23 protein-coding genes are annotated in these 20,305 nt (G+C 49.1%); 19 read left to right on the forward strand and 4 right to left on the reverse strand.

Annotated features, from left to right (window positions below; genetic code table 11):
- Window positions 1-37: 37 nt before the first annotated feature.
- Complete coding sequence (locus tag BBR47_RS07880; protein WP_012685235.1) at window positions 38-253, forward strand: hypothetical protein; 216 nt, start codon at window positions 38-40, stop codon at window positions 251-253.
- A 336-nt stretch (window positions 254-589) separates the two neighbouring features.
- Here BBR47_RS07880 and BBR47_RS07885 read toward each other — a convergent pair whose 3' ends face one another.
- Complete coding sequence (locus BBR47_RS07885) at window positions 590-931, reverse strand: hypothetical protein (RefSeq protein WP_012685236.1); 342 nt, start codon at window positions 929-931, stop codon at window positions 590-592.
- 216 nt (window positions 932-1,147) lie between these two features.
- On the opposite strand from BBR47_RS07885, the gene BBR47_RS07890 reads away from it, so the two are divergent.
- From BBR47_RS07890 to mscL, 3 genes are read left to right on the forward strand one after another with little or no spacing between them, the layout of a single operon-like run.
- Window positions 1,148-1,996, forward strand: coding sequence for a nucleoside hydrolase (locus BBR47_RS07890; protein ID WP_012685238.1), 849 nt, complete (start codon window positions 1,148-1,150; stop codon window positions 1,994-1,996).
- A gap of 4 nt (window positions 1,997-2,000) precedes the next feature.
- Window positions 2,001-2,933: a nucleoside hydrolase gene (locus BBR47_RS07895; protein ID WP_012685239.1), complete on the forward strand. Its 933-nt coding sequence runs from the start codon at window positions 2,001-2,003 to the stop codon at window positions 2,931-2,933.
- Between the two features lie 13 nt (window positions 2,934-2,946).
- Entirely contained in the window at window positions 2,947-3,411 is a 465-nt protein-coding gene (gene mscL / locus BBR47_RS07900; protein WP_012685240.1) for a large conductance mechanosensitive channel protein MscL, read from the forward strand.
- A 36-nt stretch (window positions 3,412-3,447) separates the two neighbouring features.
- Here mscL and BBR47_RS07905 read toward each other — a convergent pair whose 3' ends face one another.
- A complete protein-coding gene (locus BBR47_RS07905) occupies window positions 3,448-4,242 on the reverse strand; it encodes a YheC/YheD family protein (RefSeq protein ID WP_331382766.1) in 795 nt (264 codons plus the stop codon).
- A 164-nt stretch (window positions 4,243-4,406) separates the two neighbouring features.
- Between BBR47_RS07905 and BBR47_RS07910 the strand changes: the two genes are divergently transcribed.
- The 5 genes from BBR47_RS07910 (at window position 4,407) to BBR47_RS07930 (ending at window position 9,030) form a co-directional block, all read left to right on the forward strand.
- Window positions 4,407-5,231: an AraC family transcriptional regulator gene (locus BBR47_RS07910; RefSeq protein WP_231850572.1), complete on the forward strand. Its 825-nt coding sequence runs from the start codon at window positions 4,407-4,409 to the stop codon at window positions 5,229-5,231.
- A 76-nt stretch (window positions 5,232-5,307) separates the two neighbouring features.
- Complete coding sequence (locus BBR47_RS07915) at window positions 5,308-5,667, forward strand: MmcQ/YjbR family DNA-binding protein (RefSeq protein ID WP_012685243.1); 360 nt, start codon at window positions 5,308-5,310, stop codon at window positions 5,665-5,667.
- A gap of 11 nt (window positions 5,668-5,678) precedes the next feature.
- Window positions 5,679-6,056 carry a VOC family protein gene (locus tag BBR47_RS07920; RefSeq protein ID WP_012685244.1) on the forward strand — a complete coding sequence of 126 codons (378 nt, stop codon included), beginning with the start codon at window positions 5,679-5,681 and terminating at the stop codon, window positions 6,054-6,056.
- Window positions 6,057-6,302: 246 nt separating this feature from the next.
- Complete coding sequence (locus BBR47_RS07925) at window positions 6,303-7,718, forward strand: FAD-binding oxidoreductase (RefSeq protein ID WP_012685245.1); 1,416 nt, start codon at window positions 6,303-6,305, stop codon at window positions 7,716-7,718.
- On the forward strand, window positions 7,711-9,030 hold the full coding sequence (locus BBR47_RS07930) for a (Fe-S)-binding protein (RefSeq protein ID WP_050763824.1): 1,320 nt from the start codon (window positions 7,711-7,713) through the stop codon (window positions 9,028-9,030). Before BBR47_RS07925 ends, BBR47_RS07930 begins: the two co-directional genes overlap by 8 nt.
- 36 nt (window positions 9,031-9,066) lie before the next feature.
- Here the strand turns inward: BBR47_RS07930 and BBR47_RS07935 are convergent, their stop codons facing one another.
- Both BBR47_RS07935 and ytvI read right to left on the reverse strand, forming a co-directional pair.
- Window positions 9,067-10,311: a pyridoxal-phosphate-dependent aminotransferase family protein gene (locus tag BBR47_RS07935; protein WP_012685247.1), complete on the reverse strand. Its 1,245-nt coding sequence runs from the start codon at window positions 10,309-10,311 to the stop codon at window positions 9,067-9,069.
- Between the two features lie 93 nt (window positions 10,312-10,404).
- On the reverse strand, window positions 10,405-11,436 hold the full coding sequence (ytvI, locus tag BBR47_RS07940) for a sporulation integral membrane protein YtvI (protein ID WP_012685248.1): 1,032 nt from the start codon (window positions 11,434-11,436) through the stop codon (window positions 10,405-10,407).
- A gap of 263 nt (window positions 11,437-11,699) precedes the next feature.
- Between ytvI and BBR47_RS07945 the strand changes: the two genes are divergently transcribed.
- The 10 genes from BBR47_RS07945 to BBR47_RS07995 all read left to right on the forward strand — a co-directional run bounded on the left by BBR47_RS07945 (window position 11,700) and on the right by BBR47_RS07995 (window position 20,292).
- Window positions 11,700-12,974 (forward strand): cation:dicarboxylate symporter family transporter, encoded by a 1,275-nt coding sequence (locus tag BBR47_RS07945; RefSeq protein WP_012685250.1) that lies wholly within the window; start codon window positions 11,700-11,702, stop codon window positions 12,972-12,974.
- A gap of 458 nt (window positions 12,975-13,432) precedes the next feature.
- The gene (locus BBR47_RS07955; RefSeq protein WP_012685251.1) at window positions 13,433-14,341 is read left to right on the forward strand and encodes an NUDIX hydrolase; all 909 of its coding nucleotides are present in this window, start codon (window positions 13,433-13,435) and stop codon (window positions 14,339-14,341) included.
- A gap of 24 nt (window positions 14,342-14,365) precedes the next feature.
- Window positions 14,366-15,226 (forward strand): TIGR02452 family protein, encoded by an 861-nt coding sequence (locus BBR47_RS07960; protein ID WP_012685252.1) that lies wholly within the window; start codon window positions 14,366-14,368, stop codon window positions 15,224-15,226.
- Window positions 15,223-15,936, forward strand: coding sequence for a nicotinamide riboside transporter PnuC (pnuC, locus tag BBR47_RS07965; RefSeq protein WP_012685253.1), 714 nt, complete (start codon window positions 15,223-15,225; stop codon window positions 15,934-15,936). The genes BBR47_RS07960 and pnuC overlap by 4 nt, the downstream gene beginning before the upstream one ends.
- Window positions 15,924-16,982, forward strand: coding sequence for a multifunctional transcriptional regulator/nicotinamide-nucleotide adenylyltransferase/ribosylnicotinamide kinase NadR (gene nadR, locus BBR47_RS07970; protein ID WP_012685254.1), 1,059 nt, complete (start codon window positions 15,924-15,926; stop codon window positions 16,980-16,982). Before pnuC ends, nadR begins: the two co-directional genes overlap by 13 nt.
- Window positions 16,983-17,023: 41 nt before the next feature.
- A complete protein-coding gene (locus BBR47_RS07975; protein ID WP_012685255.1) occupies window positions 17,024-17,611 on the forward strand; it encodes a DUF1802 family protein in 588 nt (195 codons plus the stop codon).
- Between the two features lie 32 nt (window positions 17,612-17,643).
- The gene (locus BBR47_RS07980) at window positions 17,644-18,624 is read left to right on the forward strand and encodes a quinone oxidoreductase family protein (protein ID WP_012685256.1); all 981 of its coding nucleotides are present in this window, start codon (window positions 17,644-17,646) and stop codon (window positions 18,622-18,624) included.
- A 67-nt stretch (window positions 18,625-18,691) separates the two neighbouring features.
- On the forward strand, window positions 18,692-19,171 hold the full coding sequence (locus BBR47_RS07985; RefSeq protein ID WP_012685257.1) for a GNAT family N-acetyltransferase: 480 nt from the start codon (window positions 18,692-18,694) through the stop codon (window positions 19,169-19,171).
- 234 nt (window positions 19,172-19,405) lie between these two features.
- The gene (locus tag BBR47_RS07990) at window positions 19,406-19,843 is read left to right on the forward strand and encodes an RrF2 family transcriptional regulator (RefSeq protein WP_012685258.1); all 438 of its coding nucleotides are present in this window, start codon (window positions 19,406-19,408) and stop codon (window positions 19,841-19,843) included.
- 62 nt (window positions 19,844-19,905) lie between these two features.
- Entirely contained in the window at window positions 19,906-20,292 is a 387-nt protein-coding gene (locus tag BBR47_RS07995; RefSeq protein ID WP_012685259.1) for an IDEAL domain-containing protein, read from the forward strand.
- Window positions 20,293-20,305: the final 13 nt, after the last annotated feature.

Consider the following 20,305-nt stretch of genomic DNA (forward strand, 5'->3'; position numbering starts at 1 on the left):
ATCCGGGGCATACTAGCCGTGAGAGGTGTTGGTGCTGATGGAAAAAAGCGTTCAATTTTCCGTACCATGGCGAGAAGCGACACGCATTGTGCAAAGGATCAAAACAAGCAAATTGCGTTATTTTGTCAGACAACAAGAGGGCAAGACCAGTGTTGCGTTCGTCTTTCCTCGAGTTAGCGTCAGCCAATATGTCTATTTGTATATCATTTTTGGACCAAGAGCTGCTGATGTGCTCAATAACGATAGCAAATAGAATGATCCCTGATGGCCTTTAGCAGGCGTCAGGGGTTTGTAATAATTCACAGGAAAACAAAACCTGACACTTTTCGATAGGACTGTTTCATAGTACAATTCGAATATGAACGAACTTGGGGAAGTTCGGGATGGCGGCACCCAATCTGTGCAGAAGGGCCGCCTCTTTTTTTTGCTCATAGGAGATAATAGGTACAATTACCTGAATGTACAGCTGGAATGAGTGAGTAGTGGGATATAAAATAAGCTTATTCACGTGAATATAACGTACTACTCTCTCCCAAGAATTGATCTTGGGGCTTTTTTTTGTTCAAAATGCATCAAAAAAAGCCGTTTCTCATGACGGCTCTGTTATCGATAGGGTAGGTTGAAAGCTTCCTTTTAGCAAGGCATCAATCAATTGCTCCTGTGTGAGAGAAATCGTGATGCCCATCCCAGGCAGATCGACAGAAAAAACATTCTCCAGGTACAAATACCAGAGGTGGCCTGTCGGCTCGATGGAATAGACGTGTATATTTTTCTGGGAATGCTGGCCAGCCTTTTGGATTTCCCGCAAAGCTGTAAACAGTTCTCCCCAAATAGGCAGATAAGGCTTCGTTTGGTGCTGCACAATCGCTTGGATCAGTTGGTTTTTCGTGAGAGAAATAGCATCCATGGTTGGGTGGTTCAACGAAAGCATGACCGTTATACTCCTTTTGCATGGCATGGGGCATTAGTCTTTCGTGATGGCGATTTCTGTCGAAGTTATGAATAAGTGTAAAATAGTTAACGGCTCGATGCAAGAGAAGAGAAGGTAGAGATGAGCATTTGGATATTTGACGGTTGCTCTGGATTTGGATAGCATAGGAAAAGCGGTTTTGACAAATGGAAATAGCGAGAAGCGGGAGATGAGATTGTGGCAAAAAAACACCGGTTGATTATTGAGTTTTGCGGTGGATTTGGTCAAGGGTTGGCCTTGCTGTATGCTTTGCGGTCGCCTGATGTTCAAGTGGCAGGAATCATTTGCAGTGACACGCAGTCAAGTTTGGCTAGCAAGCTGATTGATTTTGCACAGCCAGGCTATGAAATTCCAATTGTTACAGGTGCCAAGCAGCCCCTTTTCTCAGGAACCATAGAGACGAGCACCTCGGAAGGTGTACGGCTCCTTGCAGAAGCGAAGCAGGATGAGGAAAGTGACTTGACGCTCGTGACGTTTGATCGTTTGACGACGCTAGCTTTGGCTGTCACGCGTGATCCACTGTTGGCGCGTAAATTTACGAGAATCGTTGTGCAGGGTGGAGCGATACGCGTACCAGGAGACGTCACGGCTATTGCCGAAACAAACATGTATCGTGATCCAGAAGCAGCTGCGCTCGTTTTGTCAGCCCGCTTGCCACTTGTGCTTGTTCCATTAGATACAACCAGCTCGTTTCGTTTGAAGGAAGAGCAAGTACATACGCTGGGGAGTCTCGCAAAAGCAGTTGGCCTGATCGATAGAACGACGATGTCTGACGTGCCATTCGCCGTTTCTGGTGGTGCGCTCCATGCATGGGTAGCGATGCTCGCGGCTCTCTCGCCTGATAAAATACGGACGGAGCAGATGAAGCTCTCAGTCGAATGCAAAAGCGAATTATCACGCGGTGCCATTTTAGCCGATTTACGGGCAAAACCGAGTGTAGGAACCGATACGGCCGTATGCGTTGAGGTTGAGATGGCAGAGGCAGAGCGCTTTTTGCAAACCGTTTTGGATCAGGGAGGGGTATAAGCGCATGGAAAAAATCATTTTGGATGTAGATACCGGGATTGATGATGCGATGGCGATTGCTTATGCCGTTCACTCGCCTGCGCTTGAAGTGTGTGGAATTACCACGACTTTTGGCAATATCACGGTGGAGGAAGCAACACGCAATACCTTACAGGTGCTCGAGCTGCTGGGTGCGTCTGAGATTCCTGTCTATCAGGGGGCATCGAAGCCGATTGTTCGCGAGCTTACTGGAAAAGCAAGGCTGTTCCACGGTGAAAACGGGCTAGGCAATGTCGTCCTTCCAGATCCATCGACAAAGGCTCAGCCACAGAGTGCCGCACAATTTCTCATCTCTACGATAAAGGAAAATCCTCACGAAGTGACACTCGTGACCGTCGGGAGCATGGCCAATTTGGCGCGGGCGATTATGGCTGCTCCAGAAATCGTATCCCTTGTCAAACGCGTGGTCGTGATGGGAGGAGCTGTAACCGTGCCGGGGAATCGTACGCCAGTAGCCGAGGCGAATATTTGCGCCGATCCGGAAGCCGCAGCGTACATCTTCCAGTCTGGTATTCCCGTGACGCTCGTAGGCCTGGATGTGACGATGCAAACGCTGCTTACCCGCGAACACTTGCAGGAATGGAGAGCGAAGGATACACGCTTAAGTCATTTTTTCGCGGATATGTGTGAGGTGTACATGGATGCCTACGCAACAGTGGGCAATTTGCGCGGCTGCGGTCTGCATGATCCGTTGGCTGTCGGTGTCGTCATTGATCCAACGTTTGTGAAGTCAGTCCCGATGCATGTTGCGGTAGATACATCCGGGGGAGCCAGTGATGCCCGTACGATTGGAGACAGACGTCCACATCCAGCGCAGCCGCCGAATGTGGACGTATGCCTGGAGGTTGATCATGAACGCTTTGTCAGCCATTTTTTACAAAATGTTTTAGGTGAGTAAGGAGGAAGTCATTATGTTAAAAGAGTTTAAAGAGTTTGCGTTAAAGGGAAATGTAATGGATCTCGCTGTCGGTGTCGTGATCGGTGGGGCTTTCGGGAAAATTGTAACCTCGCTTGTTAATGACATCATTACTCCCCTGATCGGATTGCTTCTGGGCAAGGTGGATTTCTCCGGCTTGTTCATCAATTTGAGCGGGGTTCCTTATAAGACGATCGCCGAAGCAAAAACAGCACATGCTGCGACGCTGAACTACGGGTTGTTCCTCAACTCTGTGATTGATTTTGTCATTATTGCCTTTTCCATTTTTATCGTCATCAAGCAGCTCAACCGTTTCAAACGCAAGCAAGAAGTGGAGCAAGCGCCTGTAACGACCAAAGAGTGCCCGCATTGCATCTCCGCGATTCCGGTCAAGGCTACGCGCTGTCCGAACTGCACCTCCATGCTGGAGACAAAAGGAACGGCATTGGCACACGAATAAGACATATTCAGGAATCAGACAAACAGAGGAGGGCGATTATGCCTTCCTCTGTTTTCGTTTCACGCGGTTTTTATACTGATAGTGAAGTCTTTTAATCGTATGATAATAGGTCTTGTCTTTGAGCTTGGCAAACAGCCCATGGGATGGAAAGTCGTAATTCACTTCAATAATGGAGAGGTTTCCAGCTTTATCAATGGCAAAATCGACGCCGATTTGCGCACTGTGCCGATATTTATTAAAGTGGGCACATACACGGTGACTGACTTGGATTAACTGAGAGACGATCCCTTTTATCTTATCTGGTGTGACAGCTCCAGACTTTTTCAAGGCATGCGGGACAGTGACGGCATATCCGCCGCCGCGAGCGACATTGGTAATAATACTGTCGGCACCGGCTACCTTGGCTAGCATGCCGGCATATTGCCATTTACCCAAGCCATTGCGCATCATCATGACGCGAATATCAAAGGGACGAGCGTCGATTTCAGCTAAATCCAGCCCTTTTTGTATGACGTAATTTTTTTCTGTGCACTGCGCGGCAAGTTGCTGCTTCAAGTCAGCTAAAGAATTTGCTTGCACAGGCTCTCCGCGCTCCTTCACAAATTGATAGTCCCCACGATCTGTTTTCCAGACACGAATAATGCCTTTCCCCATATGGGTTCTCGTCGGTTTGATATAGACGGTAGAATACTTCGCTAAATACTTCGCTAAATACGAGTCCAAGCTTGCGGGCTGATATAAAGCAGTAGGCGGCAGGTAAGGACGAATGTAAGGACTTTTTGAAAAGAACTGGTGAAGGCTCCACTTGGAGGAGGAGATCACATCATGCACCTCACTTTACGAAAAATCCATTCGTCCCAGCATATGCAGAAGTGTTCGCGACCGTTTTTATTTTGACAAGGGACGTTTTTCAAAAAATGCCAAGGACGTAAGAAGGAGTTAAAGGATTATGGGGGAATATATGTTCTAATCATAGGAGAAGGATGGCGAAAATCATGCGGAAATTCCGTCCGGTGCAACCTCCGACTCTGCAACGAGCGAGCGCCCAAAATGCCTATCATTATCAGGAGTACATGCCCAGCAAATGTCTGGTGAACGAGATCGCCTGCTACTGGACCTCAGAGTACGACGGTAAAGGGATAGCACCTGCAAGCCGAGTCATACCCGATGGATGCGTCGATATCATTTTCAATCTCGGTGCCACTTCCTATCAGAAGGCGGCATTTCTAACGGGACTGATGAGGACGTACGAGGTGATTCCGTTGACTGAACCACAATCCTTGATCGGTATTCGTTTTTACGCGGAGGGAGCGGCTCGCTTTTTGCGCTACCCTGTCGCCATGATCAATGGTCATCATCCGAATCTGGAAGACATCTGGGGTAAAGAGGCAGATGAGGTGATAGAAGCCTTGCTCGAAGCTTCCAACACGGCGGAGCGGATCGCTTTGTTGGAGCGGGAGCTCATCAAACGATTGTGGATGGATGATCCAGCAGACCCGTTGCTATTGACCAGCATGAACTATTTATATGAATACAGAGGAAATCTTTCCATGGCAGCACTCGCCGAGAAAGTGAATTACAGCGAGAGAACCTTGCGCAGGACGTTTCAACAACAATTGGGTATGAGCCCGAAGGAACTGGGCCGAATCATTCAGTTTCAAGGGCTGTTGCAAATGCTGGCGAAGGGAATACGCACTTCGTTTACGGATGCAGCCCTCCAGAGTGGCTATTATGATCAGTCGCACTTGATCAAGAGCTTTCATACTTTTTACGGTGTTGCTCCAAGCAAAATGATCTCGCCAGATCGTACGAATCGATAGTCTTTAAAAGTTGTCCGTTTTTTACAATCTTCTTATGGTTAGACCCGTTATCTTAAAGAAAGGATGGTGAATTCATGTGAATGAACAAACTTTAGATGCATACTGTCGGAAGCAGCCCGGTGTCACCCATGACTATCAGATGGATTGGGAATGCGATCGCTACCATGTCGGAGGCAAAATTTTTGCCATGATTGGAGGCGATTCCAAAGGTGTTCGCATCCTCACCTTGAAATGCGATCCGATGCGCGCAGAGGAATTGCGCGAGACCTACGAAGGGATCGTACCCGGCTATCACATGAACAAGTCCCATTGGAATTCTGTCTACCTGGACGCTGATATTCCCGAAGGCTTATGGGAAAGGATGATCGAGCATGCGTACGAAACGGTGCTCCAAAAACTGCCCAAGCGCGTCCAGCAAGAAATCAAGAGCGAATAGGAGTGAATGATGTGGGAATCAAGCTTGATATGGTAGGGATTGTCGTACAGGACATGAAAAAAGCGTTGGATTTCTATCGGGTACTCGGTTTCGATATTCCTGAGGGAGCAAATGAAGAGCCGCATGTGGAGGTAGCGCAGGACGGTGTTCGTCTGGCCTTTGATACAATAGAAGTTGCCAAGGGTGTGTATGGAGGATGGGAAGCACCTGTCGGGCATCGGATTGAGCTGGCATTTTTGTGTGAGAATGCGGAGGCACTTGATGCGTTGTATACGAAAATCATTTCCCATGGTTACGAGAGTCACCGTGAGCCGTGGGATGCGTTCTGGGGCCAGCGATATGCCATTGTGAAAGACCCGGATGGGAACTTGATCAGTTTGTTTGCGTAATACGATCCTTACATAAGAAGACAAGCCGAGCCTTTCTGAAAGAGGTTCGGCTTGTTTGCGTTTGGAGACGGAATCATTGGCTACTTAATCGTGAAATGAAATTTACTTATGGTTAGTTGATTTGTGTAATTTTACTTCATATAATGAGGGTGATAATAGGAGTGAATTTTCAGTCAATGAACAGGAAGAATCAGGGAAGCCATTCAGCAGTTGGACTAAGACTTTGGGAAAGGGTGGAGAGATTCCATGTTGCCAGCATCCATTCGCGAAGAGCTGCGTGCCATCGTCGGAGCGAAAAACTGTCTCGACAAACAGGAAGCATTAGTCGCCTATTCGTATGACGCGACGCCGATGCAGCAAGCATTACCGGATGTGGTCGTCATGCCGAAGAGCACAACCGAAATCCAACAGGTCATGCGAGTCGCTGCACGACATCACATCCCGATTGTGACGCGTGGAGCAGGCTCCAATCTATGCGGAGGCACGATACCAGTCGGTGGCGGAATTGTTTTGGTGTTGAGCCAGATGAATCAGATCGTAGAGATTGACGAGCAAAATTTGACGATTACGGTGCAGCCGGGGGTTCGAACAGTCGACATCCATCAGGCGGTAGAGGCAATCGGTTTGTTTTATCCACCAGATCCAGGCAGCATGGTCATCTCCACGATTGGTGGGAATATTGCGCTCAATTCGGGTGGACTGCGCGGGTTGAAGTACGGAACCACCAAGGATTACGTGCTGGGTCTCGAAGCTGTGTTGCCGAACGGAGAGGTCATCCGTACTGGGGGCAAGCTGATGAAGGATGTAGCGGGCTATGATCTGACCAAGCTTTTGGTTGGTAGCGAGGGTACATTGGCGATCATTACCGAGGCAATTCTCAAGCTGATTCCAAAGCCGCAGACACAGCGAGTTATGCTCGCGATGTTCGCAGATATGGCACAGGCGGCGAGGTCTGTTTCCGATATTATTGCCAACCGTATTATTCCTGGAACGCTGGAATTTCTCGACCAGGGCACGATCCGTGTTGTCGAGGATTTCAAACAGATCGGGCTTCCAACAGATGTGGCGGCGATCCTCCTGATCGGTCAGGACGGAGAGCCACAGACGGTTGATCGGGATATGGAGCAGATAGCTGCTATTTGCAAGAAGAATGCAGCCGTGCAAATCAAGGTAGCGACGACAGTGGAGGAAGCTGATGAGGTGATGACTGCCAGACGCAGTGCGCTCGCCGCATTGTCCCGGATGCGTCCAACGACCATATTGGAGGACGCAACCGTTCCTCGTGCCGCGATTGCGCCCATGGTTGCCGCGATCCAAGAGATTACAGAGCGTTACGGGCTGCAAATTTGCACCTTTGGCCATGCAGGAGACGGCAATTTGCATCCGACCTGCATGACAGACGCTCGCAACACGGAAGAGATCGAGCGTGTCGAGCATGCCTTCGAGGAAATTTTCGCGGCGGCAATCGATTTGGGCGGTACGATTACGGGAGAGCATGGTGTAGGAATCGTTAAGGCACCGTATTTGGAGTGGAAAGTAGGGGCCGCAGGTATGGAGATCATGAAAGGCATCAAGCACGCTTTCGATCCTCACAATCTCCTGAATCCTGACAAGATGTTTGCGAAACAGTCCCGGAACAGAGTGGTGGTCCAGCGTGCTTAAAGAAGCCTTGGAAAAGAAGCTCGATTACGACGAACTGTCCAACTGTATGCGCTGTGGCTTCTGTCAGCCAGCCTGTCCGACCTTTCGGGAAACTGGCTATGAGGCGGCTTCTCCACGAGGTCGCATCGCCTTGATGAAAGCCGTAGCAGACGGTGTCATGGAGCCGGACAAAGATTTCGTCGACCAAATGAATCTGTGTCTAGGCTGCCGGGCATGTGAGCCGGTATGTCCAGCAGGTGTGCCGTACGGTCAGCTGATCGAGCAGACGCGAGAAGCGATCGAAGAGGCGCAGGAGCATCCATGGTGGGTCAAAGCCGTCCGCAGGCTCGCGTTTTTCCACCTGTTTCCTCATCAGAAGCGCATGTACCAGCTCGGCGGACTCCTGCGCTTCTATCAACGCTCAGGTGTGCAAAAAGCCGTTCGCAAGCTGGGGGTGCTGTCCATCCTGCCAAAGCAAATGCGGGAAATGGAAGCGATTATACCAGAAGCAAGCAGTAAAGGCATTGTGGACTACTTTGGCGGCACTGTCATTCCGGCCGTTGGAGAGCGCAAGTATCGTGTCGGGATGTTTCACGGCTGCATCATGGATGTCCTGTTCAATGAGACGAATCGCAACACCGTTCGGCTTTTGAGTGAGGCAGGCTGTGAGGTCATCATCGCTCCAGACCAGGTTTGCTGCGGCGCTCTCCATGCACATAGCGGTGAACGTGAACAGGCTCGCCATCTGGCGCGAAAAAATGTGGCTGCTTTTCACAAGGCTGACGTGGATTTCATTGTATCCAATGCAGGTGGTTGCGGGGCGATGCTTCTAGAATACGACCACTTGCTGGCAAAAGATGCCCTGTGGCAGGAGAAAGCACAATGGTTCGCTTCACGAGTAAAGGATATTAGCGAGGTACTTACACGCCTTGTTGAGCCAAAAGAATGGCAGTCATTGTCGCAACGAATCACCTATCAATCCTCCTGTCACCTGCGCAACGGGATGAAGGTGACCAAAGAGCCAGTGAGCCTCTTGCAAGCCATTCCGGGTGCTACATACGTACAGCTACGCGAAGGAGATCGCTGCTGCGGCTCTGCGGGTATTTACAATCTGGTGCAGCCTGAGATGGCCGGGAGTCTTTTAGACGAAAAAATGGGGCATGTAGCGGCTACCCAAGCAGACATTCTTGTGACATCGAATCCGGGCTGTCTGTTGCAAATGAAAGCAGGCATTCACCAGGCAGGACTAGAAGGAAAGATGGAAGCCGTGCACATCGTCGATTTATTGGCACGTGTGCAGCAGGAAGAAAAGCCCTTGTCGCCCCTTGAGTGAGTGGGGATGACAAAGGCTTTTTCTGCTTAAGAGGGGCTAGCTGTTTTGTCCTTTTTCCTGATCGTAGATATCCAATGCAGCTTGAACAGCGCGCCCAGCGTGTACACGGGCTCCATGCCGAATGAGAACGGCTTCCAACGCCCCTAGCACATGCAAAATGTTTTTCTTCCGGCAGCTGTAGCCCATTGTGCCAATCCGCCAGATTGTTCCTTTTAGCGGCCCAAAGGAACTGGCAATTTCAATATGAAAATCTTCGAGCAGCATAGCACGGACTGACTCTCCGTCGAGCCCGTCAGGAATTTTAATACAGGTCACGACGGGAAGCTTGCAAGCCGGATCGCCATAGAGCTGCAATCCCATCGCCAACACACCAGCGACCAAGGCTTGTTCATGCAAGCGATGTCTGGCAAATCTCGCCTCCAGACCTTCCGTGAGGGCGATGCGCACTCCTTCGCGCAAGGCGTACAGCATCGTTGTCGCCTCCGTATGGTGGTTCAGCCGTGCGGGTCCCCAGTAATCCATGAGCTGGCTCAAGTCAAAATAGTTGCTGCGGATCGTTCGGGTTTGAGCAGATTTCGGAGCAGAGGGATCAGCGAGTCCACGCTCAATCTTTTTCCGTTGGAGCAAGAGTTCTTCTATACGAGAATTAAACGTGATCGGAGCCATTCCTGATGGGACCGACAAGCATTTTTGTGTGCCGCCAATACAAGCGTCGATATACCAATCGTCTACCTTCACTTCTGTCCCGCCGATCGAAGCGACAGCATCAACGACAAACAGCACATCCATCCGGCGGCAAGCTTCTCCGATTTCTTTCAAGGGCTGAACACAGCCAGTGGATGTTTCACCGTGAACCATTGCTACGATTTTGGGCTGAACTCGCTCGATTTCGGCAATGACGTCCTTCGGTTCAAAGACACTTCCCCAGCGCGTTTCCATCGTTATCACATCTGCGCCGTACCTTTCCGAAATCTCCGTGAGCAAGTGCCCGAATCGTCCATAAATGGGTACAAGCACCCGATCTCCTGGTTCAATTATGCTACATAAAACGGCCTCGATGCCCGCCCGGGAAGTTCCATCTATAGGGAATGCCCAATGATTGGATGTCTGAAACAATTTCCGAAGCATTTCCATTGTTTCGTTCATGATGTCTGTGAATTCTGGATCGAATTGTCCCAAAATGGGTGACCCCATCACGCGGAGAACACTAGGCTCGGCCTCGACTGGCCCTGGCGTCATGATTGTCCGTTGTGAGGTGGTCAGTTCTTTGTATGCACACATAAGCTCTCCCCCAGATCTTTCTATATCAACGGCCGCTTTTCCGATTCCATTACCGGAAAAACGGCGGTAGCACTACCTATACTTTTGTGCCCATCAAAAATCGATTTTGAAATTCAAGAATCCAGCTTTTCTCAGCGCCTCGTAGATAATGACGAGCGCTGGACCAAGTATCAGCCCGAAAAATCCCAGCACCTGAAATCCGAGGAACATGCTGACAAGAGCGGCCAGGGCGCTTATTCCCAGATTAGATGCGAGTATCTTTGGTTCAATAATGCGACGGACGACCGTAATCACGAGGAAGATGACGATCAGGCCGATTGCCAGAGAAGAGTTACCCATCAAGAAGGTGTAAATGGCCCATGGGACGAGGAACGAGCCTGTGCCTAAGATGGGGAGAATATCGACGAAAACGATCATGAGCGAAATGACGGCTGCATACTTGACCTGCAAAATGAGTAATCCCAATAAGGACAGCGCGAACGTCATCAGACTCAAGATGATTTGGGCACGTAAAAACCCAAGGGTGGCACGGTTCAATTGAGAGATAACCACCTCGACCTTTTCACGAGCAGATACGGTGAACATTCTCATGAACCCAGCACGCAACTTCGGCAAATCGAGACTGATCAAAAACAAGGCAACCAGGTAAATAATCGTGGAGATTAAAAAGCCCGGAATGATGGCTGCCACACCGAGAATCCCTTTGGCAACCGTAGAGGCTGAAGTAAGCGCCCAGCTTTTCAGCCCAGCGAAGACACTCTGGATTTCCGATACGGTTTCAGCAGGTAACGACGCATAGTAAGTTTCCCAGCTCATCAAATAGGACTCGACCAACTCAAAAATATGCTGTGAATAAGCCGGTAATCGCTGAGCCAAATCTATTCCCTGAATCACAATCTGCGTACCGATCCAGTACAGTACAATCCCAAAAGAAATGAGAAACAGGAAAAAGGCTGTGATTACTGCACTCATCCGATTCGTTCGTAGTCTTTTGATAAGAAACAAGACGAGCGGCTCAACCAGAATTGCAGTTAACAGTGCTAGCAAAAAGGGGATGGAGTAAGGCAAAAGAAACAACCCGACTGCTAGAACTAGTAGCAGGATGATCATTTTCCGAATCGTCATGACTGCGCTCCATTCTGAGTGAAAAGTCGCTGAAAATTGATTCCCTTATTTTATCATTTTTCCAGAAATGAATACAATGAGCCCAATCATATCGCGAAATTGATAGAGAATATCAGAAAAAACAAAAAAATGAAAAGAATACAAAAAAGGGGAAAACACAAAAAGTCATGATATGATGCTCACCTATATACCACTCAAGCTTGATGCGTGTAAGCATATCGTCTTGAGAGTCACATCTTATTCTTTCATAGCGAGGTGTCGGAATGAAGCGGTTTGGATTAGCGATGCAGATTGTCGTCGGTCTCATTCTGGGTATCCTGGTGGGTGCCATTTTTTACGGCAACCCGGCAGTGGCGACCTATTTACAGCCTATCGGTGATATTTTTCTCCGGTTGATTAAAATGATTGTCGTTCCGATCGTTGTTGCCACGCTTATTGTGGGCGTAGCAGGCGTAGGTGACATGAAAAAGCTCGGCAAAATTGGTGGTAAGACAATTCTGTATTTTGAAATCGTTACCACGATTGCCATTATCATTGGTCTTTTGGCGGCCAATATCTTTCAACCGGGTGTCGGCGTGGATCGAACAGTCCTTACCAAGACTGATATCCACAAGTATGTAGACACGGCAGAAGCAACACAGAGTCACGGTATGGTGGAAACATTTGTTAAGATTGTACCAACGAATATCTTTGATTCGCTTGCTCGTGGTGATATGTTAGCGATTATTTTCTTCTCCGTTCTGTTTGGACTTGGTGTCGCAGCAGCAGGGGAGAAGGGAAGGCCGGTTCTCAACTTTTTCAATGGAGTCGCGGACGCCATGTTCTGGGTTGTGAACACCATCATGCGTTTCGCTCCGTTCGGTGTTTTTGCACTGATTGGTGTTACCGTTTCCAAATTCGGTTTGTCTTCCTTGATTCCATTGGGGAAACTGGTTATTTTGGTTCACGTTGCCATGGTGTTCTTCATCTTGGTGGTATTGGGCATCATCGCACGTATCAGCGGAATCAAAATCACTTCCCTTCTGCGTGTATTGAAGGACGAGCTGTTGTTGGCTTACTCCACTTCCAGCTCCGAGACTGTACTGCCTAAAATTATGGAAAAAATGGAGAAGATGGGCTGTCCGAAGGCGATCGCGTCCTTTGTTATTCCGACAGGCTACTCCTTCAACCTGGATGGTTCCACACTGTACCAGGCACTGGCTGCTCTGTTCATTGCGCAAATGTATGGTATTCACATGCCAATTAGCACACAGATCACGCTGATGCTCGTACTGATGGTTACGTCCAAAGGGATCGCTGGTGTACCGGGAGTATCGTTCGTAGTACTGTTGGCTACCCTCGGCTCTGTAGGTCTCCCAGTAGAAGGTCTTGCTTTCATCGCCGGTGTAGACCGTTTGATGGATATGGCTCGTACAGTTGTTAACGTAGTAGGGAATGCGTTGGCAGCAATCGTGATCTCTCGTTGGGAAGGTCAGTTCGACAAAAAGAAAGCAGACGATTATGTTCAGGCAGTAAAAGCCGATCCGAGTGCTGCTTAATCTAAGCTATTAATAGTTTGAAGAAGCCTCCTGTCAGTGAATTTAGCTGGCAGGAGGCTTTTTTGCATTGCGTGGAAAAGTGGCTGAAGTGGAAGGAAGAAGCGCATTTCCAGTCTACGCTTCGGTCTCCGCCCCGCAATGGGGGGAAGACTGTCCGCTCCGGAATAAATGGCGGGAGCGCTTCAAACCAGAAAACGCTAGAGCGTTTTTGTATGTGATAAAAGCTGAAATTCCCCGCCATTTATTCCGGAACTGGGGCGGGCTCTAGAGGCGCTTGGACTGGAAATGCGCTTCTTCTACGCGGCTGTTTTCAACAAATAAAACTCCTTACTTGAAAGTGGGGATTTTTTGTTGACACCAAAAACAGGAAAGAGTAATATGATACCAACAACTTGATAATAACATTTTGTTAATAACAAAAAAGTAACAACAACTCAGCAGCAAAAAGAGGCGATTGGATGAAAGATAAACCTTCTGTCAATAAACAAGGCCAAACCGAACAGGAGTACTTGGAAGCTTATGATGTCAGCCAATTCGAGCGACCGTCTGTGACAGTCGATATGCTGGTATTCACCGTGATGGATGAGCTGGAAGAGAATTACCGCAAGCTCTCGCCCAAGTCGTTGAAAATATTGCTGGTGAAGCGTGGTGAGCATCCGTATATCGGCCAATGGGCGTTGCCAGGTGGGTTTGTTACACCTGGGGAGAGTCTGGAGGAGGCAGCCAGACGCGAGCTGCGTACGGAAACAAACGTAGACGACATTTACTTGGAGCAGCTCTACACCTGGGGCGATGCGGGCAGAGATCCACGGACATGGGTTATTAGCACGTCGTACATGGCCTTGGTAGACAGCTCGTCTTTACAGTTGCAGGCAGGGGATGATGCAGAGGAAGCGGAGTGGTACCGCATCGAGGACAGGTGGCTAAAAGAAACGAAGACGGCGACGCTTGACGGCTCCATTACTGAAAAATGGCTGGAGCTGCGTCTTGTACATGAGAGAGAGCAACTGTCTGCCACGATTAAAATTACCAAAACAGTAACGGGTCGCACTGTACGTGAGACTCGCGAAATTGTAGAGACGAACAACCTTGCATTTGATCACGCCAAAATCATTCAATACGCACTGGAGCGATTGCGTAACAAGATTGAATACACAGATATCGCCTTTGCCTTAATGCCGGAGCTGTTTACCCTAAGCGATCTACAACAGGTGTACGAAGTGATTTTGGGACGTGAGCTGTTGGCAGCGGCGTTTCGCAGGAAGGTAGCCGACAAAGTGGTGGAAACGAATCAATATCGAAAACATGCCGGGCACCGCCCATCCAAGTATTTCCGCTTTAACCCGGAATGGATGGATCAGACGTAGCCCCATACCAGGGAGGAAATCACAATGAATCAGGGACACAATCGAAGCGTACGCGTACGAATCGCGCAAGAGACGCTGCAAATCATAGAGCAGGGCTACTACGTAAACAAAGCGGGAGAAAAGAAGAGCATTACGGAGGATCTCGCTGCTGCCATCAGCCAGTCGGTCTTGTATCGTCCAAATGATTTGGCTGCAGATACAGTACAACTGCCATCACATCAAACAACAGCTGCACAACTGCGTGCCAAGATCGAGGTCACCTCGGAATCCAGCCTGGATGCAGCCAAGCGCCTTGTCGTTTCTGAGAAACGAGCAGATGCCGTATGCTTGAATTTTGCTTCCGCCAAAAATCCGGGCGGAGGATTCCTAGGGGGAAGTCAGGCGCAGGAAGAGAGCTTGGCGCGTTCCTCTGGTCTGTATCCTTGCATCGTGCAAATGCAGGAAATGTACACCTACCATCGCCAGTTGAAAACCTGCTTTTATTCCGACTACATGATTTATTCACCGCGGGTCCCCGTGGTCCGCGATCAAAGCGATCAGCTTTTGCCTGATCCATACCTCTTGTCTTTCGTAACGGCGCCTGCTGTGAATGCGGGGGTTGTTCGTGAGCGAGAGCCTGAAAATATCGCAAAGATTGGTCCTGTCATGATGGAGCGCATCCGGAAAATTTTGCGGGCAGCAGCCATTCACAACCATCGGACGATCATTTTGGGGGCGTACGGCTGCGGAGTATTCCGCAACAAAGCGGAGGACGTAGCAGATTACTTTGCGACTGTTTTGATCGAGGAACAGTATGCACAGCTTTTTGAACACATTGTTTTTGCCGTCTACGACAATTCTGCGCGCCAGGAAAACCTGCGAGCGTTCAAGGAGAGATTCGCATGAATGCGAAAAGCACCGGCTTTTTAGCAGACTGGAATTGGTTTGAAAAAATTTGGCTCATCTCGTTTACACTCGTTACCCTCTACTTGTATTTCGCGCTGGATGATACATTCATCGGCTTGATCGCCTCCTTAACAGGGATGCTGAGTGTCGTGCTCGTCGCCAAAGGAAAGACGTGGAGTTATTACCCGGGTATCATCAATGTGGTTTTGTACGCGTTCGTCGCCTATGGGCAAAAGTACTATGGGGAAGTCATGCTGAATCTTCTCTATTTTTTGCCGATGCAATTCATAGGACTCTACCTGTGGCGCAAAAACCGCGTGTCCGAAGTCAAACAAAATGACGTCAAGATTGCGATTTTGTCCAACCGAGCACGCATCTGGTGGACGATCTTGAGCATCATCGCAACCATTGCCTACGGGTTTGTATTGAAGCAAATGGGCGGGGCCTTGCCTTTTGTTGATTCCTTGACGGCTGTTCTCTCCGTCATCGCGATGCTTTTCATGGTGAAGCGCTTGGTCGAGCAGTGGGTGGTCTGGATCATTATTGATTTGTTCACGATCTACATGTGGCTGGCAGCGTTTTTGAAGGACGGAAGCGATATTTCGATGCTGGTCATGTGGTCCGCTTATTTAGTGAATGCCGTCTACGGCTTGATGAACTGGGTAAAACAGTATCGCAAGCAAAGGGAGGAGCAAACATGGGGAGCGTAGGCTTCATTGGCGGCAAATTTTTGCCACTTCATCAAGGACATGTATACGCGATTACACAGGCGGCCTGCCGCTGCGACGAGCTATACGTCGTTCTCTCGCACAGCCCTACGCGCGACCGAAAGCTGTGTGAGGAGGCAGGAATCAGGTCCATTCCCTATGAAGTACGGTTGAGATGGCTGTCCACGCTGGTTAAGGACATGGAAAATGTCCGTGTGCTTGCAGTTGAGGATCTTGCGGATAGCGACGAGAGCTACGATTGGGAGGCGGGAGCAGCGGACATCAAGCGCGAGATCGGGAAAAAAATCGATCTGGTTTTCAGCTCAGAGTCCGCCTATGATCCGATTTTTCGCCGTTTATACCCGGAGGCAGCGCACATCATTCTCGATGAATCGCGCAGCCAAGTACCGATCTCCGCTACCCAGATTCGCAACGAAGGGGTCTTCGCTCATTGGCAGCACATCCCGGCTATTGTTCAGCCCTATTTCGTCAAAAAGGTAGTCATGGTAGGAACAGAGAGCTGTGGAAAATCGACCTTGACCCGTTATCTTGCGAAAATCTACAACACTATGTTTGTCGAGGAGTACGGTCGCACAATCTGCGAAGAGGTTGGGGGCTGCGATACGATTTTGACACCGGAGTATTTCCCGCACATCGCGTATGGTCACAAAATGGAAGAATACAAAGCGCTCCAGCAAGCCAACAAGCTCTTGTTTATCGATACCGAAGCGATTGTCACCCAGTTTTACTCTGAACTGTACACCGGGCAAACCTTCCCTGTTCTTGACCAGATTGCCAAAGAGCAGGCGTATGATTTGTGGCTATTGATGGAGCCAGATGTCGCATGGGTAGATGATGGACTGCGTGTGCACGGAGACGAGCAAGTGCGCCTGCACAATCACGAAAAGCTGCGTAAGATGCTGGATGATCGGGGAATTACGTACGTGACATTGCGAGGAAATTATGCGGAGAGACTGCAAGGAGCTATGCAGCATGTCGATCAACTGTTGAAGGCGACTTCTCAACGAGCTGAAATTGGGCTAGACTAAAGTCATCAAACGATTCTGACAGTAGAAGGGAGCCGTGCTGCATGCAGTCGATCGTACAGCCGCTATCCCCCCTTAGCTTGAAGGAATGGGCAGTCGCCGTCAAAGCGCTTGGAGAAGGTGAGCAGATCATCACGATCCGCAAGGGTGGGTTATACGAAGAAACACGAGAATTCCGCTTGGAAAACAATCAATTTTATTTGTATCCGACCTATGAGCACCAGAAGCGCGACATGGTAAAGGCAGACTACCAACATCTGTTAGATGCGACCCTCGAAGGCTGGACAATGGACAAGAAGACCGTGACGATCGAATATTTTGCCGAAGTAACCGACGATGTAGAGCTGATGGACGAAGCCAAGCTGCGCGCGCTATCGCCCTTCCACATCTGGACGGAAAATTTCGCAGATGTGCGCTTGCATTGGAAGAAAAAACAGCCGCTGCACATTTTGTTCGTGCGGATGTATCGATTAGAGCAACCGGTAGAAATTCCGATTGACGCTGCTTATCAGGGCTGCAAATCCTGGCATGATCTATTGGTGGAGATTCCGCGAGCTACGTTTACGCCTGTGCTTTCCGACGAGGAGTTCGCAGGGAAAAAAGCTGCGATCATGACGATTCTGCAAAACTAACATTCCATTTTACTCTTGTCTGGAGGGTTCTCATGAAAGCGATCCTGGTAACGGAATTAGGCGGGCCAGAGACGATGAAATATGCGGAAGTCGAGATGCCGACCATGTCATCTACACAAGTCCTGATCCGCGTCGAGATGACCAGTGTCAATTTTGCCGATATCAAATCCAGGTATGGAAAAAAGGGAGCTGCCAAGCTGCCGTTTATCCCGGGACTCGATGCGACTGGCGTGATCGAACAGGTAGGGGCAGAGGTGCAAAGCCTGAAGGTGGGACAACGAGTCATTGCGTTTCCGGCCAACGGATCATACGCCGAGTATATCGTGGCGGAAGAGTGTTTGACTTTTGCACTGCCAGATCAAATCAGCACGGAAACAGCAGCCGCTTGCCCAGTCGTGTCATTTACTTCGTACCAGCTACTGGCGAAGGTTGCCCGCATTGCCAAAGGGGAAACTGTACTGATTCACGCTGCGGCAGGCGGAATTGGGACGACGGCGATTCAATTAGCCAAGCTACTCGGAGCAGGTCGTGTCATCGGAACAGTCGGTAATGAAGCAAAGGCGGAAATTGCCTTGTCAGCTGGTGCCGACCATGTGATTTGCAATGATCGCGAAGATTTTGTGGAGAGTGTACGCGCGCTGACGGATGGTGCGGGAGCCGATGTGATTTTGGACTCGATTTCTGGAACGGTGAGCGAGCGTAGTCTCGAGTGCCTCGCTTGGTACGGCCGACTCGTCCATTTTGGCAATGCCAGCGGTGAAATCGGTCAGATCAAGACAATCGATTTGCACGCAAGCTGCCGCTCTGTATTAGGCTTCAGCTTTGGTACGACACGCAAGCTGCGTCCACACTTGTTACAGGATACTGCCAAGCAAGTTTTGGACTATTTGGCGAATGGACAGCTGGATATCAAGATCGGCAAGCATTTTGCATTGGAAGAAGCAGCAAGTGCCCATGCGTTGGTAGAGAGTAGGGCGAGTACGGGAAAAGTACTGCTGGATGTGCGTTCGTAACGATGTGGAGCCCTTGCTGACTCAAAAGCGAGGGCTTATTTTCTATCATTTTGGAGAGGTGAATGCTATGCAGATGATTTCAACAAGTGAACTGGACAAAAACGTCATCACTGAATTTTTTATCAAACATTGGGGAAGTCCGCAAATGGTCATCTCCAGTGGCGTTTTCCAATGCGATGCGCTGGACGGCTACGCAGTAATGGGGGAAGAGGGTGCAATCAACGGATTTATTTCTTATGTGCTCGAAGATCAGGAATGTGAAATTATTTCCTTGGACAGTTTGATCGAAAACAAAGGAATCGGGACCGCCCTTCTCAATCAAGTAGAGCAGACCGCCAAAGAAAAAGGCTGCCACCGGATGAAGCTCATCACCACCAACGATAACCTGCACGCCATGGGCTTTTACCAAAAAAGAGGCTATCAGTTTCACGAGCTGTACATCCATGCTGTGGACAAGGCCCGGCAAATCAAACCAGAAATCCCCCTTATCGCAGACAATGGCATCCCAATCCGCGATGAAATCCTTTTTATTAAAAAGCTTTTTTGAAAATAGCCTCGCAGAACCAACTGTTGTCCGAAAAGCGAAGGTACATGTTTGGAAGGAGACCGCCCGAACGCAGTGAGGAAAAAGGCGACTGGAAAACATGTGCCTTCGCTTCCCCCAACCACCGCAGATTGAAAACCTCCAGTTTTAAAAAAAGTTTGCCCCCACACAATTGTTGACATTCGTAACTGTACGAATTAATATTACAGTACTCTTCGCAAGGAGGCCGTCTGTGACGTGAATAGTGAATTTACCATTGCTGTTCACAGCTTGGCTTTGTTGGCTCATATCCCGGAGCATATGGCAAGCAGTGAGCTCATCGCAAAAAATGTATGTACGAATCCAGCCAGAATTCGCAAAATCATGAGCATTCTGCGTAAGAACGAATTTGTGAAGACCAAAGAGGGAATTGGCGGCGGTTATATCCTCGCGTGCGACCCGAATGAGGTCACCTTGGCCGAGATATATCGTTCGATCTCGAATGGTACGCTGAAGCCGCACTGGTGTTCGGGAGATCCGCAAGAAGCGTGTCAGGTTTCTGCGAATATGCACGGAGTTATGGATCAGATTTTTACCGAAGCAGAGATGTACTTTACAAAATATTTGGAACAAATCACGATCCAAACCGTATTAGATAAAGTCCGTCATGGATGTCAGGAGAGTTCGCAACAGTAACCTTACAAATTTTTAACATGGAAACTGTAATGATTTCCGTTACAATTAGGAGGTGCACCAGAATGAATCGAGATGAGTTATTGGAAGTCGGAGAATGGGTATTAGGTAAAACCAAATTCGGCGAGTTAATTCAAGGCTTCGTCGAAACAGATGATTCATTGCGAGGTACCGCGAAAGTATATGTGGTTCAATGCGACAACGAAGAGACGATCGGCAAGCTGGTGGTGATTCCGAGACAGTGGATGGATCGCATTCCAGTAGGCTCTTTTGATGATGAAGAGCATATGCATGATTTGATCGACCTCGCACTCGTAACCAAAGACAGAGAGTGGTTTATGGACCTGACTGCCAAGGCAAGCACCATGAAACAGTCAGGGAAAGAAGCCCGCAAAACAAGAAGCTCTTCCATTCGCAATCGCTTGGGAACTTCTGCTATTTGGGAGCAATAATTTTTCACTATAC

Source organism: Brevibacillus brevis NBRC 100599 (assembly GCF_000010165.1).
GTDB classification, from domain to species: Bacteria; Bacillota; Bacilli; order Brevibacillales; family Brevibacillaceae; genus Brevibacillus; species Brevibacillus brevis_D.